The following is a 25,421-nucleotide window of genomic DNA, read 5'->3' as shown; positions in this document are numbered from 1 at the left end:
TCTCACCCCCTTAACCTTACTGTCATGCCACTTGTCAGTGGTGGATTGCCATAGCAAGTGATGTAATATCGGTCGCTATATTCAACGCTTGCCCATACCCATTCTTGTTCGCCATCATCGTCAATCAAGCATTCGATACCACTGCCGCAAGTGTATTCGTGTCCACTGGCTGTTTCGTATCTGCCATCGCTATTGAGATGAATGGTAGTGGTTTGGGCAATGGGTCTGCTTAGATATGTAATACGATGTACCATGTCATCAATCTTTTCGATAATGCTGTTGATTTCACGAACGTAAAACACTTGGTCAGCATTTTCATAATCAGCTTCGAGATAACTCATATCTCCGTATTTTGCAAAGCCTGTTTGCTCTGCAATCTTGTTGAAATCTCTACTCACAGCTTTTAAGTCTGCAAGTGTCTGTTGAATTGTAATCATCAGGAATGTACCTCCGTAGTTAAATTTTGTAGTGTAGTTCGTGGGTAGCGATTTACCTCCAAAGCTACCATTTTAAGATAAATTTTTTAGTGCTAATGAAACATAGCTATTTTTCGAGCAAGTTATTTTGCTCATTTTTGCCTTAAATTTTGTTGGAAAAAGAATTAAGACAAACCCTCAAACCCTTGATTTTACAAGGTTTTTCCGATTTGTCTTAATTATACTGTATTCGCACACACCCACAGCCCTGTAAACAAATATAGGTCTGCCAGCACCAACAAATAGCGCCGCAGTTTATGATACTTCCAAATGGTGGCGTTGACATAGGTAATCACCGCCAAGGAAATCAGCGCCAAAGCCACTGTGTTGCGCATCCACATATAATCAATTCGCACCGTGTCTATGTCATCGCTAACGACATAATACAAATCGTTGGGTACTTTGGAATACGCTGCAAAGGGGGTGTAAAACTCCAAGCGCAACGTTTCCCCAATCATGCCCTCACGAATGGGTATTTCCACCCAATTCCGTCCCGTACTGCCATAAAAGGCAAACTCCGCAGGGCAGGTCAGTTCATATTCCAAATCGCCATCGATGTAAACCGTCACCTCTTGGTGGGACGTATAGAAAAGCATCGTTTGATTGTCTGCCTGATCAGAAATGGTGCGCTGGAGCACAATGGCACTGCCATCGGCTGGCACCACGGCATCTTGCGCCGTTTCCAAGGGGATTTCTTCCCCATCGATCACCTGCACCCAGCCAGTGTTGACCGTGATGTAGGGGTCGTGATTGTAAAAGGTTACATTGGTGCCTACCATAGCGCCCCAAATCACCACACCCACCAGCAAAAGAACAACCACGCCACGAAGAAAATAATCCACTGGCTTGCGTGCACATAACTTTCTAATATCCATCAATCCTTTTGGCAAATTTTGTTACAATTGGTATCACTTTACTATATCTTACTCCCAATTATTACAAAATGCAAGGCTTTTACCGTCATTTTTCTACATAGCCAAGGCACAGAAAACAGGGCTGTGTAAAAAACCTCTGACAGGGGCGCTCGAGGGGGCGGAGCCCACCTCGAATAAAATCAATCGCCCCAAACCGAAATCTTCCACAGCTTAAACCTTAAAAAATGTAATGAAATTCCATCATTTTCAAACTTTGCAAATGGGCGATTTTTTTGACGACCTGAGGGCTGTGCAAAACTTGCACAGCCCTCTTTCTGTTGATTTGGTTATATGCTATCAGCGCATCACGTCGTATTTGCCTTCTTTTGTGATGGCTTGGTTCAGGGCATCCAGATAGCGTTGTTCATCCAGTGGGAAGGTTACCTCTTCCCCAGCCCAAGCGCTGAGCAAGGCCGCATTGGCCAGTTGCAGGCTATTGAGCCCTTCTACACCAGGAGAGAGCAAAGGGGTACCGCTGACAATGTGTTGGGCGAAGTTTTCAATCAAAATGCTGTGTTGTTGACCCCACACTTCAGCGCAAGTCAACTCTTCCACGATGCACAAATCACCCAAAGGCTTGCCTTGGATAAAGGCCACCACTTGTTCCATGGGCATCACGCTGTTCATGTCGCTTTCGGTCATCTTCAGGCGGTGGATAGACCCAGTTTTGCCGCTGCCTTCAATCACAATTTTACCTTGGTCTAAGGTCAGTTCCAAACGGTCAACACCCAGAGGGTCGTTGGCGCAGGTGATGAAGGTGCCCGTGACGCCGTCGCCAAAATCTGCCACGATGGTCACGTCGTTGTCCACCACGATGTCACGGTGAGCACCAAATTCCACCTTGGCATACAGCTTTTGGGGCATACCGCAAATCCATTGCCACAAGTCCAATTGGTGGGCGGCTTGGTTCATCATCACGCCGCCGCCTTCGCCGCCCCAAGAGCCACGCCAACCGCTGTTGCTATAGTAGCGGTCAGGACGCCACCAGTTGGTGGTTGTCCACAACACGCGGCGCAATTTGCCCATTTCACCAGTGGCAATCACTTCTTTTGCACGCTGATAAATGGCGTTGGTGCGTTGGTTAAACATCATACCAAATGCCACGTCACTATGGGCGTTGGCGCAGTCGTTCATGCGGGAAACTTCCAAGCTGTGGAAGCCAGCAGGCTTGTCTAGCAGGACGTGCACCCCATGTTCCATGCAGTATGTTGCCAATTCAGGATGGTTTTTATGGGGCGTTGCGATGATGACGGCTTCCACCGCACCAGAGGCGACCATTTCTTTCCAATCCACAAAATAGGCCACATCTGGGTACAATTTTGCGTAAGTTTCCCGTTTTTCCTCACTGCGACTAGACAATGCGGCCAGTCGGAAATGCTTGCCCTCTGAATCGTTTAATAGCTTGGCATACACAGCGCCTTGGCTCCCCATGCCGATGACCCCAAAAGGAATGGTACGTTCCATAAAACTTCTCCTTCATACATATATAATATAGTAGAGACTGGGTTTAACAATCTTCTTCTATATTTTACCACGACCTGACATGATATTTCAAATGTTTTTTTAAAAAACTTGTAAATTCATCACACGACTATGAAAAACCATTGATTTTACAGCCATCACACCCCCCGTTGCCCACTTTACTTTTGCCTCAAATGTTGTATAATGGAGTCATCTAGGAAAAACGAGGTGACCCTATGGCTGAGTATATGGTATCCCAAATTCACCCCCAAGACCGCCACGGACAGGCACAAGTGGACGCACTGTTGACCCAAGAAGGCATTCGCCGCGACGGCAATTTAGACTACACCTGTGGCATTTATGACGACGCATACAACCTCATCGCCACAGGGAGTTGCTTTGCCAACACCTTGCGCTGTATGGCTGTGAGCCATCATCACCAAGGGTTGGGGCTGATGAATTTAATTGTGAGCCACCTGCTAGAACAGCAAGTTTTCAGAGGCAACGGCCACGTTTTTCTGTACACAAAATGCGATTCTGCTAAGTTTTTTGGAGATTTAGGGTTTTATGAAATCGTCCGCATTGAGGGGCAAATCGTGTTCATGGAAAATCGTCGCAACGGCTTTGCCTCCTATTTGCAACGGCTATCGGCGCAAAAAAAAGACGGCAACACCATTGCCGCCATCGTGATGAACGCGAACCCCTTCACCTTGGGGCACCAGTATTTGGTGGAGCACATGGCAAAACAGGCCGACCTTGTCCACCTGTTCATGGTCAGCGAAGACAGCAGTTTGGTACCATTTTCCGTGCGAAAACAGTTGATTTTAGCAGGAACCACCCATCTTTCCAATGTATATTGTCACGAATCTGGCCCCTATATCATCAGCAATGCCACCTTCCCCAGCTATTTCCAAAAAGACGAAGACAGCGTCATCGAAAGCCATGCACAGCTAGACTTGGCGGTGTTTTTGCAAATTGCCAAGGCCTTGGACATCACCGTCCGCTACGTGGGGCACGAGCCCAGTAGCGTGGTGACTGGGATTTACAACCAAGTGATGCAATCTGCCCTGCCTGCCCACGGCATCGGCTGCCAAATCATCCCCCGTATGGAGCAAAACGGCGCACCCATCAGCGCCTCCACCGTCCGCACCGCAATTAAATGTAGCGATTGGGACGCACTGAAAGCCCTTGTGCCACCCACCACCTATGCCTATTTCACCAGCCCCGAAAGTGCCCCTGTGGTACAGCGCATCCAAAGCCAAGCAGATGTGGTGCATTATTAACGCGCCACAACAAAGGGGTCGTCACGCATCTGCCATGGGGCAAACCCCCTCTGTGCCCATGGGTGACGACTTTTTTTGACACGCTCAGCACTGATTTTTGTACAGCCTCTAACTTTGAATCAGAGTTCACTTGGAATCGTCACGGTAACCGTTGTTCCACACCCTATGTCACTTTCGATATTGAGCGTGGCATTGTTCATAAGCGCCAAGCGATTTTTTGTATTACGCACACCCACCGAGGTTTCTTTTATGGGGAGCGTGGTGTCAAACCCAGCGCCAGTATCTGCAATGGTCACCAGTATAACCCCCCCTGTTTTCACAGTGGATATGGTTATCATACCACCGTTGTTTTGCTTTCTAATGCCGTGAATCACTGCGTTTTCCACGAGGGTATAGACACTAAAGGCTGGGATATCAAAATCAAGATACTCCGTGTCAAACTGGAACTTCAATTCATCACCAAACCGCATTTGTTGCATGGTGAGGTACTCCTTCACCAAACACACTTCTTGCCGAAACGGAATGTTGTCCGTCTGCTTGATCAGGTGTAGATATGTGCGAAGGTAAGAGGCGAATGCAACAATGCCCCTATCTGCTTCCTTTGGATCCGTTTTACAGTACGCACTGATGGTATTGAGCACATTGAAGATAAAATGAGCCTCTAATTGTTTACCCAACGTTGCATTTTCTAAATCACGGCAGTTCTGCGCCAGACTCTCTTTTTCTTGCTCCATTTTAGAATTGATATGCGTCAATATCGCAAAGGTTACAACCCCAAATACAATGGCGCCTATACCCGTCCAAATACCTGAGAAGGGATAATATGCTGTGTTTAAGTAAGAAATTGCATGGTCCACACTGCTGAAGATAATTAAAATAGGAATCGCCAAACAGGGATATTCTTTGTATTGTAACGCTTTGAAATGGAGGAGCTTCTCGCCTGCAATCAGCAAAAGCACAATATTCACCAGCATAGCGACGCCAGTGTGAACCGTCCGTAGCTCCAGAAGTGAAACTCCCAATGTAAATTGAAGGGCCAGTGGTATGAAGAAATTCCCCCATGCCACAATGCGGAGCAGTTTAAACACTTTGGGGTGCCAATAATATTGGGTGCTGTTTTTGGTCAAATACAACAAGGCCAGCGGAATGAGCCGTCTGAAAATTTCCCCAAGCAAGTATGACCCAACTGGTCTGAAAAAAATCAAATCATAGGCATTTAACTCCGCCAATATCCACCCCAGCACAACGAGGAAGTACTGGGCAAGGGATAGGAGATAGCGTTTACGATATGGTTGTTGTGTGAAAAATGCGACCAAAATGATAATGACCAAGACCAAGAAAAGGACACAGGCGGAAGCGGCATCCTGCCAAAAACAGTGCAGTCGCACATTGTTGACATACTGATTTTCTATGAAATGGATGCTGCATAAGGAACTGTAATCCCCCAGTGGCGAGGTGAAGACAAGGGTGCAGGATTTGCCGCTCATGCTGCAATCCAAATCCACTTGATTCCATGCACTGCCAGGGGTATCCAAAATGGTATACCCCTCTTGCATGGTGAAATTTTGAATGAGTTCGCCGTCAACATAACAGCGCACTTCCTTGTCCACAGTATAAAAGAGGAACACCTGTCCGTCTCCGAATTCTGGCAGTGTGCAGGTAAAAATCAAGGATTCGCCCACGCCAACGGGAATATAATCTTGTATGTCGTCCAGTGGGATTTGCGTGTCGCCCACCTGTTGCGACCAACCACTGTGAAAAAACTCCGTTTGAAATGTCTCTTCAGCAGATGAAACACGAGGGGAACTACAAACCCACACGACGGCTACGATGATAATGGCCACCACGGCAACGCCTCTGCCGATTTTCCACCATGTTCGCCATGACTGCTCAATTAGATTCAAAGGACGCACCCCCACCCTCTTTTGATGTATCTGTTCCGACGATTGCTTTCTTAAATAGTATACTACTTTCACGCTGTAATGCAAGATGATATTTGCATTATTTCTCCATTTTAGTAAAATAGCGCCTAAAACCTATCACCCTGTGACCCGCGTCACGCCTGTGGCAAATACGCTTCCCCCTTGTTATATCCCCAGTTTTATAGTATACTGTTGGTAAAAACGAAACGGGGTGTCATGGTGAAAAACAGGCAATTAGAGTTACTGGTTTACTTGCTGCAAAAGAAAAAGTCCACCTATGGTCAGCTTGCCCATCATTTTGAGGTCAGCACCAAAACCATTGAGCGTGACATCGACCGTCTCTCCGCCAGTGGCATCCCCGTCTACTGCCAACAGGGCGTGGGCGGTGGGGTGTATCTGGACGAGAACTATACCTTCTCCACCTCCTTTTTCACCCCAGAGGATATTGCCCACATGATCACCGCCCTCCACATCGCCAAAACCTTCACCGCCAATCCCCAAAATGAGGAGATTTTGAAAAAACTATCCCTGATTTCTCCTCAATTGACCCATTTGTTTCAAAGCAACGTGGAGCAGTATTTCCATTTGGATTTGTACGATGCGCCAGCCCACTTCGACCAAGATGTGTTCCTATCCATCAACCAATGTTTGGATTTCAAGCAATACGCCACGGTGGATGGGGTGGAAGCTGTGGTGTGTCTTGGCTATGTTTACAAGCCAGACGGCCTCTATCTCTTTGCCCACGCTGGGGACTATCGGCTGATAAAAATTGATGACATCGTCAGTTTCATCGTCACAGACCAAGTTTTTGATGGTAGTTATCTCACCTATAAAGAATATGGAAATGAAAAATAAACTAGACACAAGGTGTCTAGTTTATTTTGTTATACTGGAGAAAATTGGAGGTGGCTTATGAAATCAAGAAAGCATTATCTGCTGTTGATTCCGCTGTGTCTGGGCATGGTCATCGGTCACTTTGGCTACCCGTTGCATTTCTGGTTTTAGGCCTTATGGCACTGGGGAACACGAGAAAATGAGAGAAACAACGACTGTTGTAATGGAGGACTTAGCATGAAATCGAACAATCTAATGAATTTTTCATTTGCCACACTTGCTCTGGGCTGTCTGTTCATGATTTTTTCGGTGGGGTTGCCTGCTGAGCTCTTGGCCAACAGTATGGGTGGCGCCAGAATCGATGGCATATTGACGCTCTATTATTGCCCCGTGTTAGGGCTTGTTGGGCTTGGACTATCGGCATATCACAAAAAATTCATGCTTGCTTTCGCCAATCTCATCATCATCTTCGCCTTTCCAATTATGTGGTTCGTGGTAGAACTGGTCAACCAAACACCTTAAAGGAGAAACAATATGAAATTTTTACGATTTGATACAGCCATGTGGGTGCTGAGTATGGGTGGGCTGGGGCTGATTGTGGTCTATTATCTGGCAACGGCTCACTTGGGGGTAGACTTGCCCTATGGCGTGGCCATGGTGGGCGTCGGGATGGTGTTTTTCGCCAACGGCTTGCTGTTCGCACGCTGGAGCAATGACTTGTTTGGCTTTGTGAAAAAGAAAGAATATCTGGCCGCTGTGATACTGCTCCTACTGGGGCTGTTGATTTGGTTGCTATAATTAAAAACAGGCAAGGCTTTTCTTTGAGAAAAGCCTTGCCTGTTTTTGTGCAAATACAAATATTCTACATCTGGTCAGCTGACAGAGCAGTTGATGCACGTAATCGTTGCACCCATGCCTTCGTATATGTATGTTATTGTTTGCGATACAGCACTTGCACGGCGTTCAGCACGCAGAGCAGTGCCACGCCTACGTCGGCGAAAATGGCAAGCCACATGGAGGAATAGATGCCAGTGATGCCCAAAACCATCACCAAAATCTTTACAAACAAGGCAAAGAAAATATTCACACGGACGATGGTGTGGGTTTTGTTGGCAATGTCAATGGCATTGTCCACGGTGGACAAATCAGAGGTCATGAACACCACGTCAGCCACTTCGATGGCGGCATCGGCACCACTGCCCATGGCACCGCCCACGTCAGCACCTGCCAACACGGGGGCATCGTTGATGCCGTCGCCGATGTACAAAATGGCACCGTGTTTTTCACGCAGTTCCAGCAAGCCATCCACCTTGTCGGTGGGGAGCAGGTTGCCTCGCACATCATCCAAGCCCAAGGTTTGGGCGGTAAGCTCTGCGGTTTGCAAGTTGTCGCCGGTCATCATGGCGGTGGTCAGCCCACGGTTTTTCAGGGCAGAAATGGTGGCAGTGGCTTCGGGTTTGATGGTGTCTGCCACACGGATACTCCCAGCGTAAGCACCGTTCACCGCCACGTAGACCACAGAGCCGATAGCGGTTTGTTGGGTGGGCATGGTGATGGCTTGGTCAGCCATCAGTTTTTCGTTGCCACAGAGGACGGTTTTGCCCTCAAAGGTAGCAACAATGCCCATGCCAGCCTTTTCTTCCAAAGCGGTGGGTGCCACCAGAGACAAGCCCTTTTCCTTGGCAGCAGTGACGATGCTGACAGCGATGGGATGGGTGGAATGGGCTTCTGCGCTGGCGGTGATGGACAGCAAGGTGTCAGCGTCCATGCCGGTTTCAGCGGTGATGTCTTGCACCACAAAGTTGCCCAAGGTCAAGGTGCCAGTTTTGTCCATGGCCACGCATTTGATGTCGTGCAAGGCTTCTAAAGAGGCACCGCTTTTGAATAAAATCCCCTTCTTAGACCCAGCACCAATGCCAGAGAAGAAGGCCAGAGGCACAGAGAGCACCAAAGCGCAAGGGCAGGAGATGACCAAGAAGGTCAGCGCCGTGTGCACCCAGTGGCTCCAGTTGCCAGTGATGAAACTGGGGATGAGGGCGGTCAACACGGCAATGGCCACCACGGTGGGGGTGTAAACGTGGGCAAACTTGGTCAGCACACGCTCGATTTTCGGTTTACTCGCCGCCGCATCTTCCACGGCACGGAGAATGCGAGAGACCATGGACTCGTCTAGCACATGGGTCACACGCATAGTCAGCACACCAGAAAGATTGATGCACCCAGAGTGGATGGCATCGCCCACGGTGACGCTGACAGGCACAGGTTCGCCAGTGATGGCGGCAGTGTCCAAACGGCTTTCACCTGTCAAAATCACACCGTCCAGAGGGATGCGGTCGCCCACACGGACTTGGATGGATTGCCCAACGGTCACGTCTTCGGCAGGAAGTTCCACGGTTTGACCGTTGCTGCTGACCACGCTGACCACGTCGGGACGCAGGTCAACGGCTTCGGTAATCTGCGCGCGACTGCGGTTGACCGCCTGTTCTTCGCAATATTCGCCAATGCGATAGAACAGCATCACGCCCACGGCTTCGCTATATTCGCCCAAAACAATGGCACCAATGGTGGCGATGGACATGAGGAAGTTTTCGTCTAACATCTGCCCACGCAGGACATTTTTCACCGCATTGCGGAGGACACGCCAGCCCAAAATGATATAGGCGACGGCGAACAAAGCGGTGGGAAGTAGACTGGTAACTTGAGGCATGAAATGACCCAACAGCAAGGCGATTGCAAAGAGCACAGCGCCCAAACCAATGAACACCAAAGGCTTCTTATGGTCAACTTTAGCAGGCGCGGTGACCTTTTCTTTGGCAGGTGGCACCACTTTTACATCAGGCTCGATGGCGGTGCAAATAGCTTGCAATTCTGGAAGCAGAGCCACAGCGTTGGGAGCGGTGACACGGAGCTGTTTGGTGGCAAAGGTGATGGAAGCATCGTCCACGCCATTGATGGTGCGGATTCTCTCTTCCATCTTGGCGGCACAGTGGGCACAGCCTAGATTTTCTAGGGTGAACAGGGTGGTGGTGACTTGCGTGGGCATGGGCGTTGGCATTCTATAAATCCTCCTATATGAGCAAGTGTTCATGTGCTGATATTATCACGAAGGAATCTCCCTGTCAAGAAAAATCTTCAAAAAAATGCAGGGAATGGTCAAGACCATTTGTAGTGACCCCAATAAGTTAGACTTGATAACGTAGCAGCTGCGGCTGCTACGTTATTTTTATGCAGCAAGATACTTCAGTCTGTATTCTACAGGACTGAAGTAGCCTAGTTTTTGCTTTGTACGCTTGTTATTGTAATAATCAAAGAAATTTTCCATCACAGAGTTGTCCAGACAGTTGCCTTTCCGAGACATGCTTTGGAAGATGCGGTTCTCTTTCAGCGTCCTAGAATAGCGTTTCATTTGGTATGCCCAGCCTCTGTCCGAGTGAAAAGTTCTTCTGAATTTGCAGTCGCTGGTGACCTCGATGGCCTCATTTAACGCAGCCATAATGCCTTCCGCCGATGGTGTTTTGGTAATGCTATAGCTTAAAATTTCGCCGTTGAACATATCCAAGAATGGATCTAAATATAACTTTTTCGTTATCAATTTACCGTTGCCGTCAAATGTGTAATACTTAAACTCAGTGGTATCTATCGAAAGGATAGCTTTTGTTTTCTCTGGAGCGAACCAGTCCATCATCAGCAAACTCTTTGTATGACTTGTGCCAGGTTTTTACTGTGGTTAGTGATGGTATACCATATTTCTTCGCTAAAGATTCATATCCGCCTTCCTGGTTTTCGTATGCCATGATTACTTGCTTCTTAAATTCAAAACTGTATTTTGCCATGAAAATACCGACCCCCAATCGTTAGATTTTTAGGTCTAACTTTTGGGGTCGGTACAGTTCCCTACGTTTTTATAGCTGTCATTCTTTTACATGGGTCATGCCTTGTTCCAAGATGCGGAAAATGTGGTCGTCTGCCAGTGAGTAATAAATGGTACTGCCGCCACGGCGAAACTTCACCATTTTGCCAGAGCGCAAGGTGCGCAGTTGGTGAGAGATGGCAGATTGGGTCATGTTCAGTACCTCAGCCAAATCGCACACGCACAGCTCGGATTCCAACAGGGCGTAGAGGATTTTCACTCTGGTACCGTCGCTAAAAAGCTTAAATAAATCAGCCAAATCCAGCAAATCTTCATCTTGTGGCAACAGTGCCTTCACTCTGGCCGTGGGGTTGTGTTCTAAATGGTGCTGGCAACAGGTTTCTGTTGGTGTGTCCATGGCAAAACCCTCCTTTGGGGAATTATTTTCATAATCTGATTATATAAAATGCCAAGCACTTTGTCAAGACAGGGCACTATTACGCACCAGTTTTGGATAAACTGTACCATTGACAAAACTGTAGAATTTTGGTAGTATTACCGTAATATCAAGTGCCTGTGGCAAGGGTGATTGCCATTAGGAGAATAGGGAATTGTGTGAAATCCACAAACGGCGAAAGCCGCTGTAAGCACGTGGATTTGCTCGTTGGCAAAAGCCAGTCATTGGGATATCATCCTGAGAAGGCAGAGCAAATCTAGCCCATTAAGTTGGGCAAGCGTGTGAGTCAGAAGACCTGCTTAGATTGCATAGCGTGTTCCAAGGGTTAATATGTGTTAATTTTTGGTGACTTATGACAAAAAAGCAGGTAGCAGTGGGTTTCCACTGCTACCTTTTTGCCGTTCACACGCTGTTTGCACGTATTTCTTTGTGAAACTCTACCAAGCAGTGCCTCGAATTTGAAAGCGATTCTCAAATTTATGGTTGCGTTTGCAGGCATTCCCTGCTATACTGTCACAGTTGTTAGTATATACTAACAACTGTGACATCTAAAAAACACTCACCAAACGAAGGAGCACGTTCTATGACTGCATGGATTCAAAAAATCTTACATATTATATTGCTCCTGCTGGGCGTGAGCGTTGTGACGTTTATGCTGACCTATTTGGCAGGCAGTAGCCCTGCCATGGCCATGTTCCAAGCACAGGGCATTGTCCCCACCGAGGAACAACTGGCGCTGGCGGAAGAGATGATGGGGCTGAACCAATCTCTGGGCGCCCAATATTGGGACTGGCTCTCTGGGGTGCTCCAAGGGGACTTGGGCACGTCGTTTTTGAAAAACGAACTGGTCATCGACTTGATTGTCAGCCACATGAAACCCACCGTCTATCTCACCGTAATGTCCTTGGTGATGATGTTGGCGGTGGCCATCCCCTTGGGGGTTTACAGCGCCACCCACAAAGGCAAGCTGGTTGATAAAATCGTTTGCTTCAGCGCCTTTGCTGGCATTTCTGTGCCTAGCTTTTGCGTGGGTATTTTCCTGTTTTACCTGTTCGCCATTTGGCTAGATTGGCTCCCCGTCATGTACACCAGCTTCACCTTCGACCGCATCATCCTGCCTGCCATTGCCTTGGCGGTGCCCATGGCGTCAAAATATTGCCGTCAAGTCCGCACCACCATGCTAGAAGAACTGCACCAAGACTATGTGCTAGGTGCCAGAGCCCGTGGGGTCAGCGAGTGGAACATCCTGTGGAAGTACGTGTTCCCCAACTCTCTATTACCCATGCTGGCTTTGCTGGGCATTTCCGTGGGCTCCCTATTGGGCGGTGCCGCCGTGGTGGAAATTATCTTCTCTTACCCCGGCCTTGGCAATCTGGTGGTGCAGGCGGTCAACGCCCGTGATTACCCCTTGATTCAAGGGTTGGTGCTGTGGATTGCCATTGTGTATCTGCTTGTGAATCAAATCGTGGACGGGCTCTACCGCATTGCAGACCCTCGCACACGGAACTGGAGGGCGATGTGATGAACAAAAACACAACCAAACGCTCTTTCATCGCCATTTTAATCTTTCTGGGCATCGTCACCTTAATTGGTGTCTTTGCCCCTTACATTGCCACCCATGACCCTCTGACCGCTTCTTTGCGTGAGGCATTGCTGCCCCCCAGTCGCGACCATTGGATGGGTACGGATTTGTTGGGGCGTGACCTGTTTTCCCGTGTGGTTTACGGTGTGCGCACTTCTATTTCCATCTCCCTGTCTCTGGTGCTGATTACCATGATTGGTGGGTCGTTCATCGGCATCATCAGTGGCTATTTCGGTGGCAGATTGGACGCCATGCTCACTGGTATTTCCAGTGTGATGCTGGCCTTCCCTGAAATGATTTTGGCCCTTGCCATCGCTGGCATTTTAGGCCGTGGCACGCTAAACGCTTTTATCACACTGGCCTCTATCGGTTGGGTGAAATATGCCCGTTTGTCCCGTGGCATTGTCATCAAAACACGCAACCGTGACTTTTTCAAGGCCGCCAAGGTGACAGGCTCCAAGGATAGCTACATCATGTGGCGCTATCTGTTGCCAGAAACCATGCCCACTATGCTCATCACTGCCGCCATGGACATCGGCACCGTATTGCTGTCCTTTGCGTCCTTGTCCTTTTTGGGCTTGGGTATCAGCGTGGAAACCCCAGAATGGGGTGCCATGCTCAGCGAAGGGCGGGCGTATTTAGAAACGGCGCCTTGGCTGGTGATTTTCCCCGGTGTGGCGATTTTCATTGTCATCACCGCCTTCAACATCTTTGGCGACACCGTCCGAGATGTGCTTGACCCTAAAAACGCAACCAACTAAGAAACTACAATGCAAGTCGCATTTAGACACCGTAGTAGGGGAGGGGCCCCCTCCCGCTTGATAGGATACCAGTATCTTCTGACGACGGGCGGGGATGGAACCCCGCCCCTACAGCAGGTGTGAGCGTTTGGGTCTCGTTAAGTATAATTGAGATAAAAACTATAACACTGTGTGTTTAGTATTATAAGAATCTAAAGGAGAACATTTTTCATGACCAAAGCAAAAAAAGCGCTGGCTCTGTTGCTGTCTCTGGCAACCATGGCCAGCCTAGTCGCTTGCTCTAGCTCTAGCGACAGCACTGAAAGCACCACCACTAGCACCACCACCGCCACGGATGGTGCTGTCATCTTGAACATTGCCGCAGAAATCATCGGCGAAGGTTTGGATCACACCTACGACTGGAACAGCTGGACTGACGTGCGTTACGGTGTCACTGAAACCCTGACTCGTTTCGCCCAAGACGGTAGCTTGGAACCTTGGCTGGCTGAAAGCTGGGAATCCAACGACGAGGCCACTGTCTGGACGTTTAAACTCCGTGAAGACGTGTGCTTCTCCAACGGCACCCCCATGACTGCCACCAAGGTGAAAGACTCCATCGAATACCTGTACACGGTCACCGATGTGGACAACGGCGGTAAGGGCTATCCCCAAGCGTATTTCACCTACACCAGCATCGAAGCTGACGACGAGGCCTACACCGTCACCATCACCTCCGACTCCCCCATCATTGATATGCTGGGTTGCATGGGCTATCCTTGGATGTGCATCGTGGACACCGATGGCATTGAAGACCGTGATTTGCAAGTGGAAGGCCCCATCGGCACTGGCCCTTACGTGGTCACCCACTATGAAAAAGCCAACATTCTGGAACTGGCCGCCAATGAAAACTACTGGGATGGCGACGTGCATTACGATGTCATCAACGCTGTGTACATCTCTGATGCCAAAACCCGTGCGCTGGCTTTGATGGACGGCAGTGCTGATTTGTCCTTCAACATCACCCAAGCCGACCGCACCACCTTGGAAGCGTCTGGCATCAGCGTTGAAATCGCCGCTGGTAGCCGTATTGGTAACTCCTACTTCAACCAAGATGGCCCTCTGGGTAACCAAACCCTGCGTCAAGCTGTTCTGATGGCCATTGACGGCCCTGCCATTGCAGAAGTCACCTCCTCTGGCTCCTATGTGTATGACTACTCTGTGGTGCCCACCAGCTATGCCTTTGGCGGTAGCGAATTGGTGTTCCCCTATGACTACGACCCCGATGCCGCTATGGCGCTTCTGGATGATGCTGGCATTGTGGACACCGATGGCGACGGCTGGCGTGAACTGGATGGCGAAAAGATTACCTTGAACTATGTGGCTTCTAACTTCCGCTACATGGACGTGATTCCCCAAGCCCACATGGCTCTGATTGAAGCCATTGGTGTTGACGTGAACCTGACCCCCACCGATGGTCACTTTGAAATTCTCTACAACAAGGACTTTGACATCATCGTCAACTCCGAAGTGACCCTGCCCACTGGCGATCCCCAACAATTCTTGGGTCGTTGGTACGGCGCAGACGGCAACTATTCTGACTATAGCAACGCTGAATACGATGCCCTGTACCAAACCCTCCGCGCCACCGTTGACACCGACGAACGTGTAGACATCATCGGTGATTTGCAACAAATCCTCATTGACGATGCGGCCACCATGGTCTGGGGCTTCTATGGCTCCAACGTGTGCTACACTGAAAACGTCACCGATGTGGTTGCTTCCACCAGTGACTACTACTGGGTCACCAAAGACACCAAGCCTGCAAACTAAACACATGACATTCCCAAACAGGGGCAAGACTGGTTCTTGCCCCTGTTTAGAAACAGATGAGGAGGATTCCATGTTCAGCGTTGACAATCTCAGCGTTTCTTATTTAGACCAAGCTGTGTTGAAAAATTTTACCTTAAAGATGAACCAAGGGGAAATTGTAGCCTTGGTGGGGGAAAGTGGCAGTGGGAAAAGCACCGCCATCCGTGCCATGTTTTCCCTGTTGTCCCACGAAGGGCGCATTGACAGTGGCTCCGTGTGTCTTGATGGGGAGTCACTGCTGGACAAGACAGCAGAGCAATGGCGAGACATCCGTGGCAAGAAAATTGCTATGATTTTCCAAGACTCTGGCGCCATGCTCAACCCCATTGCCAAAATCAAGGGGCAATTTGTGGAGTATATCCGCATCCATTCCTCTATGACCAAGGCAGAAGCGGTGGCAAAAGCCAAGGAAATGCTCCTGAGCACCAACCTGCAAGACCCCGACCGTGTGATGGATTCCTTCCCCTTCCAACTCAGTGGCGGTATGCGCCAACGGGTGGGGGTTGCCATGGCCATGACCTTCAACCCCAAGGTGCTGTTGGCAGACGAGCCCACCTCTGCACTGGATGCCACTACCCAAAAGCTGATTGTGGATGAAATGATGGAACTGCGTGACAAGCACCAAATGTCCATTGTCATCGTCACCCACAATCTTGGTGTGGCTGTCCACATGGCAGACCGTATTTTCGTCATGCAAAACGGCGAAGTGGTGGAACAGGGCACGTCCTATGACATTGTCCACAATCCTCAACACCCCTACACCAAGCAACTCCTAGACACTGTACCAGAATTGGAGGCAACCGACCGATGGCATTGTTAGAAATCAAAAACGTCAACAAAACCTTCACCAATGACGACGGTTCTACCTTGGTGGCAAACAAAGACATTTCCATCACCGTCAATGCTGGGGAAACCTATGCCATTGTGGGGGAAAGCGGCAGTGGGAAAAGCACCCTTGCCAATCTGATTGCCATGATTAACCCAGTAGACTCTGGGGAAATTCTCATGGAGGGCACCGACATCACTACCCTGAAAGGGGAAGCCAAACGGCAGATGCGGCGCAACATCCAAATGGTGTTCCAAGACCCCGGTGATGCCTTTTCCCCTCGGATGAAGGTGAAAGATATCATCTGCGAGCCACTGCTGAATTTCAAGGTGATTGCCAAGTCTCAAGCGAAAGAAAAAGCCATCGAACTTCTGGCACAGGTGGGCTTAGACGCCGACTTTGCCGACAAATACCCCCACAGCATGAGTGGCGGTCAGCGTCAGCGTGTGGGCATTGCCCGCTCCTTGGCGCTGAATCCCAAGCTGATTATTTTAGACGAAGCCACCTCTGCCTTGGACGTATGCGTCCAACAACAGGTCATTGAACTGCTGAACCAAATCCAAGCAGAAAAGCAAATCACCTTGCTGTTCATCTGCCATGACATCGGTCTGGTGCGCCATTTTGCCCACCGTGTCTGCGTGATGCAAAACGCCCAAGTGGTGGAGGTGTTGCCTGCCAAAGACTTGGTCAGCGGACAGGTGACCCCCTACACCCAAAGCCTAATGGACGCTGTGTTTTCCGTGAAGCACGCCCCTGCGTAACGATAAACTTTAAAGGATATACATTTACTATATGAAAACCCAAGACATGACCCAAGGGGTCATTTATAAGCAAGTTCTTCTCTTTTTCATCCCCATTGTGGCTGGCTCTTTCTTCCAACATTTCTACTCCATCGTGGATGCCATTGTGGTGGGACGTGGACTGGGGTATTTGGAATTTGCCGCCGTGTCTGGCTCCGCTTCTAAGCTGATTGTGCTGATTACCAACTTCTTTTTAGGGGTTTCCGTGGGCATCACCGTCTATGCCTCTCGATACTTCGGCAAAAAAGATTTCCTCACCTTAAAAGGGGTCATCGCCAACGGTTTGGTACTGTTTGGCACCATGGGGTTGGTACTCTCTGGCTTGTGCATTGTCTTTGCCGTGCCCTATCTGAACATGATGGGCACCCCAGAAGACACCATGGCCTATGCCCAAGCCTACATGAACACCTACATGGCTGGCATGGTGTTTTGCGTGATTTACAACACCTTGGCAGGGGTATTGCGTGCCTTGGGCGATGCCAAGCGTCCTTTGTATGTGCTGGCATTTTGCTCTGTGCTGAACATCGTGCTAGACGTGCTGTTCGCCTTGGTGCTCAGCTGGGGGGTTATGGGTGTGGCGCTGGCCACCGTGATTTCTCAAGCTGTCAGTGCCGTGATTTTGGCGAAAATTCTGAAAGATACCCTGAAGGGCACCGCCACCTATCGCTTCCATTTGGACGGCACCTTGCTGAAAGAAGTGGCGGCCATGGGCATCCCCTCTGGGGTGCAAAGCATGATGTTCAGCCTGTCTAACATGGCGGTGCAAAGTGCAGTGAACACCTTCCACACCGTCACCGTGGCTGGTTGGGGTGCTTACTTGAAAATCGACAGCATTGCTGACGTGTTCCTCACCTCCCTCTCCAGTGCCGTCACCCCCTTCATTGGGCAAAACTTGGGTGCAGGCAAAATCGGCCGCATGAAAGAGGCCATGCGCCAAATCATGATCATCAGTTACATCATGATGGCTGTGGTCACGGCTGTGTTCTTGCTCTTTAGCCATCAACTGCTCAGCCTGTTCACCACAGAAGCAGACGTTGTGGCCGTGGGCGTGCAGGTGATGTGGGTGATTTTGCCCATGTACCTGTTGGGCATCCCCCAACGGATGTACTCCACCGCCATTCGTGGCTTTGGCAAGTCCATGGGACCCATGTGGCTGTCTCTCATCGGGGTGGTAGGCTTGCGATTTGTGTGGGTTTATGTGATTTTACCCCTGAACCCCACCATTTTGATGTTGGGATTGTGCTACCCCGTGTGCTCCCTACTGATGTCCGTGGTGTTCACCGTGTACTACAAAAAAGAGCTAAAATTGGTAGAGCAGTTGCAACCATAAATACCTTTAGAATCATGTACCGTCGTAAATGTCACGATGGTACATGATTTTTTCCTACGTTACTGAAAAGAAGGTTTATATGTTGAGAAGGCATTCTATTTCCCAGACGGACAAATTGAAATTGCTCTGCAATTCTGGACTGCGCCAACGTTGGCGTAGCCCAGAATTGCGGTGATTGGGATTAAACGCAATAAAATCTGCCCCCCATATTTTCTTTTCAATTTACGCTTTTTTAAAAACCGTGTCCATGATTTTACACCCATTTGACAAATGACCTGCTCTGCTAAATTTACACCACAGGCGATTTTACTATATTTTTCAAGGCATCATCTTGACCATTTGGTCTGAACGCAACAAAATCAACCTTAAAAACCACAAAAAACACGAAAACTCCTACCATACACCATGGTGGGAGTTTCATTTTACATACATTTGCAACAACATAGGTATTACATTTCATGTTGTCTTGATAGAATACCACTTGGAAATGAGGTATGTAGATGATTGATGAACTTTTCTTCTCCTCCACCCTGCTTTGGGGCTGCGACGCAGAAGAACTCTTTGCCAAGTGGAACCACCACGGCATCAAACACGTAGAACTATGGGCAGAGCAAGTGGAGGCCACTTCTATTGACCCTACCCAATATAAAATCCTAGCCCAAGCCCATGGCATCACCACCGTGATCCACAGCAAAAGCTGGGATTTGAATTTTGCCTCTTTGAATGCTGCCATCCGCCAAACTTCTTTAGATGAAATAAAGAAAAGCTTCGACTTAGCCGTGATGCTAGGTGCCAAAGAAGTCACCGTCCACCCCCCACGCCACACCATCACCAGCTTAGACCCTCAGGTGAAACAGCTGGCCTACGATGGCATCCGTGTCTTGCACCTTTACGGAAAAGAACGGGGCGTGGCGCTGTCACTGGAGATTATGGAAAAAATCCCCAAGGAGCTAATTACCTCTGACTTAGAGCTCAAAGACGTGGTGGGCGATCTATACCACCAACTGGAATATACCGTGGACACCGCCCACTGCACCGATGAGGAAGAACTGCTCACATATATGGACACCATTGACCATGTTTCTAAAATCCACATCTCAAACAAAGTGGGCACAAAATTGCACACCCCCCTCTACCATGGAGATTTTGATTTCCACACCTTGTTATTCAAGCTTTTGTCCTATGGCGTCCCCCTCAGCGTGGAAGGCTTAGACAAAGGTCCCGAATATAGTCTCTTAGACGAAACTGTACATTATATTAGAAAATTGGAGAAAAAATCATGTTGAAAAAAATCACCCTTTTGGCTCTGTCTGCCGTGATGGCACTGTCTGCTGTGGGCTGTAGCAGCACCGAAACCACAACCACCGAAACCACCACCAGCACTGCCTCCACTTCTACTACCACCACCGAAACTGTGGCAGAAGAAATCTCCTACAAGGGTGCATTCACCTTGTACACCTCTCAACCTGAAACCGATGCCCAAGCTTTGATTGAAGCCTTCAACGCCATCTACCCCGACGTGACCGTCAACGTGTTCCGCAGTGGCACCGAAGAAGTCATCAGCAAGCTGATGGCCGAAGTGCAAGTGAACAGCGTGCAAGCTGACGTGCTGTTGGTCTCTGACGCCAGCACCTTTGAAGGCCTGAAATCCGAAGGCCTGCTGATGAGCTATGCGTCTCCTGAACTGGATGGCATCGACCCCTCTTACTACGATGCTGACAACACCTACACTGGCACCAAAATCATCGCCACTGGCATCATGGTCAACACCGATTTGGTGGACTTGGACGCTACTCCCATCACCGCTTTGGCTGATTTGACCGACCCTTCTTTCGCTGGCGAAGTGATTATGCCCAGCCCCTTGTACTCTGGTGCCGCCGCGTATAATCTGGGCGTTCTGTTGCGCACCGAAGGCTTTGGTTGGGACTACTTCTCCGACCTGAAAGACAACGGCGTTGTGGTTGGCACTGGCAACGGCTCTGTGCAAACCGCTGTGCTCAACGGCGAACAATCTGTGGGCTTGATCGTGGAATACATGGCTCTGCGTGAAATCGAAGCTGGCGCACCTCTGGCATTCATCTACCCTGAAGAAGGCGCTTTGAACGTTACCGAACCCATCGCCATTGTGGAAGGCAGCCAAAACGTGGAACTGGCTCAGCTGTTTGTGGACTTCATCCTGTCTGAAGAAGGCCAAAAAACCACTGCTGAAATCGGCTACACCCCCATCCGCAACGGTGTGGACGCTCCCGAAGGCTTCAAGTCCGCTGACGAGCTGTTCAACCTGACCTATGACATGGAAACTCTGGTAGCCACCAAAGAAGCCGACAAAGAAGAATTCTCCGTCCTGTTTGGTTAATACAAAATACTAAAGAATGAGCCGAAATATAATGAAAAAACTGAAAAACATCGTATTTCTGGGCATAATAATCTTCGTGTTTATTATGCCTTTGGCTCGCCTATTATACATGAGCTTTTTAGTAGGCGACCAGCTGGGGTGGGACAACTATGCCACCCTCTTTGCCCAAGAGCGGACTACTCTCGCCATCCAAAACACATTGAAAATCTCCATCACCTCCACCCTGTTTGCCACAGTGTTTGGGGCATCCATCGCCTATGTGGTGGCGTATACCGATGTGAAATATAAAAAGCTCATCGAAGTCTTAGCCATCTGTCCCACGGTGATCCCCTCCTACATCATCACCTTGTCTTGGAGCACGGTGTTCTCTCGCAAAGGCACCCTCAACAGCTTCATCACCGCCTTGGGCTTGGAAGCACTGAACGTGTATTCCATGTGGGGTATCATTTTGGCTCTGTCCATTTGTGGCATCCCCATTGTGTATCTCATGACCATCACCACCTTGCGAAAAATCCCCCGTGATTTGGAGTTTGCCTCCCTCACCTCTGGCTACAGCGTGGCACACACCATGTTGAACATCAACTTGAAGCAGGCCATTCCCTCCATCATCGGCGGTGGTATTCTGGCCTTTCTAGGGTCTATCGACAACTTCTCCGTGCCTGCCTTTTTGGGCACCTCCGCAGGCATTCCTGTGCTCAGTACTTACATTTACGAAAAGGTTATCGGCTTTGGCCCCACTTCTTTCAACTTAGCCGCCGCCCTGTCTGTGATGCTGTCGGTGATTGCCCTGTCTGGCACAGTGCTCCAAAGTCGGTTCGTGAAAAAATCCAGTGCCATGGAAAGCGTGAAGGAAGATTATTCCGTCCGCATTCCCTTGGGCAAGCATCGCTTTGGCGTTCAATGTCTGGTGCTGGGGCTGTTGGGGCTCATCAATGTGGCACCCTTGGTGACCATGCTGGTGTCTAGCGTGCAAAGTGGCTATGCTGACACCTTCATCGAACGCTTTACCTTTGATAACTACGCCTATGTGTTCACCAACGCCAGTGTCCGCACCTCTGTCCTCAACAGCATGACCTTGGCGCTGAGCGCCTGCGTTATCTGTATCATCATCGGCACCGCTGTGGCCTATCAAAAGGTGCGCCATAACGGTAAAACCATCCGCTTTATCGAGCAAGGCATCGCCTTCACCTACGCTGTGCCTGGCATCGTGGTGGCGCTGAGCATGATTTTCCATTGGACCATGTTCAACGGCATTTACGGCACCAGTAAAATCCTGCTGATTGCCTACGTGACCCGTTATATGATTTTGCAGGTCAAAGGCAGTGTGGTGGCAGTCACCTCCGTGGAAGCTTCTTTGGAAGAAGCGTCTTTGGTCTGTGGCATCAGCAAGGGCAAAATGTGGGGACGGATTTTGATTCCCCTACTGACCAAGCAAGTGCTCTCTAGCAGTTTCCTCATTTTCATCAGCGCCATGACAGAACTGAGCCTGTCCTCCATTTTGGCGGCGGCAGGTTCCTCCACCATTGGTCTGAAAATCTTCTCTTTGCAACAAGCAGGGGATTATAATTCCTCCATCGCCCTAAGCTCGGTGATGGTATTAACCATTTTATTTGCCTATATTTTACTGCACGCAGGCAACAAAGTTAGGAGTAAACTATGAGTTTATCAATCAAAAACGTATCCCAAATTTACGATACCGCCGTGGCTGTGGATGATATTTCTGTGGAAATTCAAGATGGGGAATTCATCGCCATTTTGGGTCCCTCTGGCTGTGGCAAAACCACGCTGTTGCGCATCATCGCTGGCTTTATCCAAGCCACCAAAGGGGAAGTGCTCTCTGGGGATGAAGTGTTCACCCGTGACCATCACCACCTGCCTGTCAACGAACGAGATTTGGCTATGGTGTTCCAATCCTTCGCCCTGTGGCCTCACATGACCGTCCGTGAACACATTGAATACCCCCTGCAAAGCAAGCGTCACAGCCATTTGAGTGCCGCTGAAAAAACAGCCATGGTGGACGAAGCCATCCGTAGCACTGGGCTAGAATTGCTGCAAAAGCGTCTGCCCGGGGAGCTGTCTGGTGGTCAAAAACAGCGTGTTTCTTTGGCACGTGCCATTGTGTCCAAGCCCAAACTGCTGTTGATGGATGAACCCCTGTCCGCCTTGGATGCAGAGCTGAAAATCAGCATGCGCAAGGAAATCAAAGACATCCACACCATGACTAAATCCACCATTATTTACGTGACCCACGACCAAAGCGAAGCCCTATCCATGGCTGACCGCATCATCATTATGAAAGATGGCAAAATCGAGCAAATGGGCACACCTAAGGAAATTTACGAACATCCCCAAACCATTTTTGCCGCTACCTTTGTTAGCAAATGTAATCTGGTGCATGGGGTGTTTGAGGGCAATACCTTCACCGCTTACGATGGCAAAACCCAATACGATGCCACCAACCTGCCCGTCTGCTTCAACGAAGCTGGGGTCTACCCTGTGCGCCCTGAAGATTTCGTGGCCACTGGCGAAGCCATGGGCATTGCAGGCATCATTGCCAACAAGCAATATAACGGCCGTGAAATTCACTATAAAGTGGATTGTAATGGGGATTTCTTCACCATTTACGGCGATGTGACCAAGGACTTCCAAATTGGACAAACGATTTATTTGAAAAAGAGTGACGCTGCATGAACTTAGTATTTGACCTGCACACCCACACCACCATGAGTGGTCACGCCTACTGCACCCTGCTAGAAAACATCCAATGCGCCCGTGACAACGGCCTCCAAGCCTATGGCATCAGCGAGCACGCCCCAGCCATGCCTGGCACCGTGTCTGAAATGTACTTCATCAACTTTAAAGTCATCCCCAAGGAAGTCTATGGCGTGAAGATTTTTTGCGGTGTAGAAGCCAATATCATAGATTACGACGGCAATATCGATTGCAGTAAGCTGATTTGTGACCGTGTGGATTACATGATTGCCAGTATGCACTCCCACTGCATTGAAGCTGGCACCATGGCGCAAAACACCAGCGCCATCATCGGTGCCATGGAGAATCCGCTCATCAAGGTCATCGGGCACCCTGACGACTCTCGCTACCCTCTGGACTACGACGCAGTGGTACAAGCCGCTGTCCGCACTGGCACCTTAATTGAGCTGAACAATTCCTCTCTCCATCCTTTGTCTGCCCGTAAAAACGGAGTGGAAAACATCAAAACCCTGATTGGCAAATGCGTGGAATATGGCGCCAAAATGATTGTCAACAGTGATGCCCACTTCTGCTTCGACGTGGGGGATTTCACCGCCATGAGCGCCTTGCTAGATGAGATGGAAGTGCCTGAATCTCTGGTGGTTAACACAGATATTTCTGGCCTAGACTATGTGCTAAACAAAAAATAACATCTAAGAAATTCGCCTTTTCATATAGGGGAAATACTACGGCAGGGAGTTTTGAAACTCTCTACCGTAGTATTTTACTATTTCCCTCTGTGGTATCAGAGTCCATCTAACGCCTTCACATAGTCCCCATCGCCAATCTCCCCAGCCAAGGCTAACGCTTTTAGCTCCTGCGCTTTGGCGACTTAGGTGTTCCACTTGTCTACCGAAATGCTGCCACGTTGTTTTCTGCCCTTCAAACGGTTGTAGGCTCGGGCCGTCTTTATGGATAAATTCCGTAGCATTTTTGGTGCGCTCTTTTTTTGAGCGCCCACTTTGCGACAAGTTTTTTTCGTTTCGTTGGGTGCAATACGTGTGCAATACACCGTGTCATAGCCGCCCACGGCTAGAAAATAATGGCCGCAATTATGGCACAGCCGTGGGATATTGCCAGCCACCATGCTAGCTGTGTACACCCACAGCACCGAAGCCATGCAACGTGACGCCGCACGGAAGATTGATAGCGGTATCGCCAAAGTCGAACCGACAGAGCGTAGGAACAGCCCTTGCGGCTGTCCGCAACCACCGCAGACCTTTACCCCCTACAAGGGCAAGATACGAAAATCTGGCACAGGCTGTGTCAGCCAAATCAGCGACCACCTCTGGGAAGGGCGATACTCTCCCAAATGGATTGACGGCAAACGAAAAATCTGCACCACCTACGCCAAGACGGAAGCGGCGTGTGAGGAACAGTTGGCAACATTGATTGTGGACACAAAGGCCGAATTGCAACGATTAAAAGTTGCATCGCAGTAGGCAAAGAAAAGGGTGGGTTCCAAAACGGAACCCACCCAAGCAGAAAAACGGTGCGATTGAAGTCGCACCGTTTTTCGTCTGTCTATGGTAATGAATGTGGTCAAGAAAATGAAGTTGAATTATAGTTGAATTCCAATTCACTAAATCAATCGAAAAGTAAAGAAAAAGTGCTGAAAACTTACGTTTTCAGCACTTTTTATGGTTGCGGGGACAGGACTCGAACCTGCGACCTCCGGGTTATGAGTTGTTGATAAAACAACTCATAACCCGATTTTTTTATGCCCGAAAACCCTTGTGTCGTAAGGGTTTGTCAGCATTTGTTGCAAATTTCTCGCCCAAATCTGTATTTCACTGGTTTTCACGCCTTTTATTATGCTTTTACAACTACGTTGCAAATCAATTGCAAATTAATATTCAGCACAGCCTATATACTAGATTGCCACATGCTAACAAGAAATTTTCACTACAAGGTGTCGCTCGTCGGTTTTTACACCCTACGACCATCAATTTACGTTAGGTAACATAATT

The 25,421-nt window shown here is 49.2% G+C and carries 24 protein-coding genes, 1 pseudogene and 1 riboswitch; of the genes and pseudogenes, 16 read left to right on the top strand and 9 right to left on the bottom strand.

The genetic code is table 11. The annotated features are described in order from the left end of the window. Positions 1-2: 2 nt before the first annotated feature. The 3 genes from RFF05_RS14480 to RFF05_RS14470 all read right to left on the bottom strand — a co-directional run bounded on the left by RFF05_RS14480 (position 3) and on the right by RFF05_RS14470 (position 2,854). Positions 3-437 carry a DUF5348 domain-containing protein gene (locus RFF05_RS14480; RefSeq protein WP_409967753.1) on the bottom strand — a complete coding sequence of 145 codons (435 nt, stop codon included), beginning with the start codon at positions 435-437 and terminating at the stop codon, positions 3-5. A gap of 218 nt (positions 438-655) precedes the next feature. After that, on the bottom strand, positions 656-1,366 hold the full coding sequence (locus tag RFF05_RS14475; RefSeq protein ID WP_409967752.1) for a hypothetical protein: 711 nt from the start codon (positions 1,364-1,366) through the stop codon (positions 656-658). Positions 1,367-1,687: 321 nt separating this feature from the next. Then, the gene (locus RFF05_RS14470; protein WP_409967751.1) at positions 1,688-2,854 is read right to left on the bottom strand and encodes a Gfo/Idh/MocA family protein; all 1,167 of its coding nucleotides are present in this window, start codon (positions 2,852-2,854) and stop codon (positions 1,688-1,690) included. Positions 2,855-3,087: 233 nt separating this feature from the next. On the opposite strand from RFF05_RS14470, the gene citC reads away from it, so the two are divergent. Next, on the top strand, positions 3,088-4,134 hold the full coding sequence (gene citC, locus RFF05_RS14465) for a [citrate (pro-3S)-lyase] ligase (RefSeq protein WP_409967750.1): 1,047 nt from the start codon (positions 3,088-3,090) through the stop codon (positions 4,132-4,134). 119 nt (positions 4,135-4,253) lie between these two features. On the opposite strand, the gene RFF05_RS14460 is transcribed toward citC, so the two are convergent. Continuing rightward, on the bottom strand, positions 4,254-6,038 hold the full coding sequence (locus RFF05_RS14460) for a sensor histidine kinase (RefSeq protein ID WP_409967749.1): 1,785 nt from the start codon (positions 6,036-6,038) through the stop codon (positions 4,254-4,256). A gap of 234 nt (positions 6,039-6,272) precedes the next feature. On the opposite strand from RFF05_RS14460, the gene RFF05_RS14455 reads away from it, so the two are divergent. From RFF05_RS14455 to RFF05_RS14445, 3 genes are all read left to right on the top strand, one after another. Further along, complete coding sequence (locus RFF05_RS14455) at positions 6,273-6,911, top strand: helix-turn-helix transcriptional regulator (protein ID WP_409967748.1); 639 nt, start codon at positions 6,273-6,275, stop codon at positions 6,909-6,911. A gap of 216 nt (positions 6,912-7,127) precedes the next feature. Further along, complete coding sequence (locus tag RFF05_RS14450) at positions 7,128-7,412, top strand: hypothetical protein (RefSeq protein WP_409967747.1); 285 nt, start codon at positions 7,128-7,130, stop codon at positions 7,410-7,412. Positions 7,413-7,424: 12 nt separating this feature from the next. Then, positions 7,425-7,688 (top strand): hypothetical protein, encoded by a 264-nt coding sequence (locus RFF05_RS14445; protein WP_409967746.1) that lies wholly within the window; start codon positions 7,425-7,427, stop codon positions 7,686-7,688. 133 nt (positions 7,689-7,821) lie between these two features. On the opposite strand, the gene RFF05_RS14440 is transcribed toward RFF05_RS14445, so the two are convergent. The 4 genes and pseudogenes from RFF05_RS14440 to RFF05_RS14425 form a co-directional block, all read right to left on the bottom strand. Continuing rightward, on the bottom strand, positions 7,822-9,945 hold the full coding sequence (locus tag RFF05_RS14440) for a heavy metal translocating P-type ATPase (protein ID WP_409967745.1): 2,124 nt from the start codon (positions 9,943-9,945) through the stop codon (positions 7,822-7,824). 168 nt (positions 9,946-10,113) lie between these two features. Continuing rightward, positions 10,114-10,536 (bottom strand): annotated as a pseudogene (locus RFF05_RS14435) (transposase); the annotation flags it as partial. Continuing rightward, the gene (locus RFF05_RS14430) at positions 10,517-10,684 is read right to left on the bottom strand and encodes a hypothetical protein (RefSeq protein ID WP_409970121.1); all 168 of its coding nucleotides are present in this window, start codon (positions 10,682-10,684) and stop codon (positions 10,517-10,519) included. The pseudogene RFF05_RS14435 and the gene RFF05_RS14430, both read right to left, overlap by 20 nt. Before the next feature lie 117 nt (positions 10,685-10,801). Further along, complete coding sequence (locus RFF05_RS14425) at positions 10,802-11,158, bottom strand: ArsR/SmtB family transcription factor (RefSeq protein ID WP_409967744.1); 357 nt, start codon at positions 11,156-11,158, stop codon at positions 10,802-10,804. A 133-nt stretch (positions 11,159-11,291) separates the two neighbouring features. Continuing rightward, positions 11,292-11,515: riboswitch (cobalamin riboswitch) on the top strand. 265 nt (positions 11,516-11,780) lie between these two features. Here RFF05_RS14425 and RFF05_RS14420 point away from each other — a divergent pair. The 11 genes from RFF05_RS14420 to RFF05_RS14370 all read left to right on the top strand — a co-directional run bounded on the left by RFF05_RS14420 (position 11,781) and on the right by RFF05_RS14370 (position 24,101). Further along, positions 11,781-12,719, top strand: coding sequence for an ABC transporter permease (locus RFF05_RS14420; RefSeq protein WP_409967743.1), 939 nt, complete (start codon positions 11,781-11,783; stop codon positions 12,717-12,719). After that, complete coding sequence (locus RFF05_RS14415; protein ID WP_409967742.1) at positions 12,719-13,540, top strand: ABC transporter permease; 822 nt, start codon at positions 12,719-12,721, stop codon at positions 13,538-13,540. The genes RFF05_RS14420 and RFF05_RS14415 overlap by 1 nt, the downstream gene beginning before the upstream one ends. Before the next feature lie 210 nt (positions 13,541-13,750). Then, a complete protein-coding gene (locus tag RFF05_RS14410) occupies positions 13,751-15,349 on the top strand; it encodes an ABC transporter substrate-binding protein (protein WP_409967741.1) in 1,599 nt (532 codons plus the stop codon). A gap of 70 nt (positions 15,350-15,419) precedes the next feature. Next, on the top strand, positions 15,420-16,208 hold the full coding sequence (locus tag RFF05_RS14405) for an ABC transporter ATP-binding protein (protein WP_409967740.1): 789 nt from the start codon (positions 15,420-15,422) through the stop codon (positions 16,206-16,208). Continuing rightward, positions 16,196-16,975, top strand: a complete 780-nt coding sequence (locus RFF05_RS14400) for an ABC transporter ATP-binding protein (protein WP_409967739.1) — start codon at positions 16,196-16,198, stop codon at positions 16,973-16,975. Before RFF05_RS14405 ends, RFF05_RS14400 begins: the two co-directional genes overlap by 13 nt. A 31-nt stretch (positions 16,976-17,006) precedes the next feature. Beyond that, positions 17,007-18,344 (top strand): MATE family efflux transporter, encoded by a 1,338-nt coding sequence (locus tag RFF05_RS14395; RefSeq protein WP_409967738.1) that lies wholly within the window; start codon positions 17,007-17,009, stop codon positions 18,342-18,344. A 500-nt stretch (positions 18,345-18,844) separates the two neighbouring features. Beyond that, the gene (locus tag RFF05_RS14390) at positions 18,845-19,630 is read left to right on the top strand and encodes a sugar phosphate isomerase/epimerase family protein (protein ID WP_409967737.1); all 786 of its coding nucleotides are present in this window, start codon (positions 18,845-18,847) and stop codon (positions 19,628-19,630) included. Then, the gene (locus RFF05_RS14385) at positions 19,624-20,700 is read left to right on the top strand and encodes an ABC transporter substrate-binding protein (protein ID WP_409967736.1); all 1,077 of its coding nucleotides are present in this window, start codon (positions 19,624-19,626) and stop codon (positions 20,698-20,700) included. The genes RFF05_RS14390 and RFF05_RS14385 overlap by 7 nt, the downstream gene beginning before the upstream one ends. A gap of 109 nt (positions 20,701-20,809) precedes the next feature. Next, positions 20,810-22,360, top strand: a complete 1,551-nt coding sequence (locus RFF05_RS14380) for an ABC transporter permease (protein WP_409967735.1) — start codon at positions 20,810-20,812, stop codon at positions 22,358-22,360. Then, positions 22,357-23,391, top strand: a complete 1,035-nt coding sequence (locus RFF05_RS14375; RefSeq protein ID WP_409967734.1) for an ABC transporter ATP-binding protein — start codon at positions 22,357-22,359, stop codon at positions 23,389-23,391. The genes RFF05_RS14380 and RFF05_RS14375 overlap by 4 nt, the downstream gene beginning before the upstream one ends. Beyond that, positions 23,388-24,101, top strand: coding sequence for a phosphatase (locus RFF05_RS14370; RefSeq protein WP_409967733.1), 714 nt, complete (start codon positions 23,388-23,390; stop codon positions 24,099-24,101). Before RFF05_RS14375 ends, RFF05_RS14370 begins: the two co-directional genes overlap by 4 nt. Positions 24,102-24,283: 182 nt before the next feature. On the opposite strand, the gene RFF05_RS14365 is transcribed toward RFF05_RS14370, so the two are convergent. Then, complete coding sequence (locus RFF05_RS14365; protein WP_409967732.1) at positions 24,284-24,538, bottom strand: DUF6076 domain-containing protein; 255 nt, start codon at positions 24,536-24,538, stop codon at positions 24,284-24,286. On the opposite strand from RFF05_RS14365, the gene RFF05_RS14360 reads away from it, so the two are divergent. Beyond that, positions 24,537-24,893: a hypothetical protein gene (locus tag RFF05_RS14360; protein ID WP_409967731.1), complete on the top strand. Its 357-nt coding sequence runs from the start codon at positions 24,537-24,539 to the stop codon at positions 24,891-24,893. The two genes, RFF05_RS14365 and RFF05_RS14360, sit on opposite strands and share 2 nt — an antisense overlap. The last annotated feature ends 528 nt before the right edge of the window (positions 24,894-25,421 follow it).

Origin of the sequence: Bengtsoniella intestinalis (assembly GCF_039719005.1) — a bacterium.
Classification (GTDB): domain Bacteria; phylum Bacillota; class Clostridia; order Oscillospirales; family Oscillospiraceae; genus Oscillibacter; species Oscillibacter intestinalis.
Note: the sequence above shows the minus strand (reverse complement) of the source record. Positions and strands in the feature narration are given on the sequence as shown.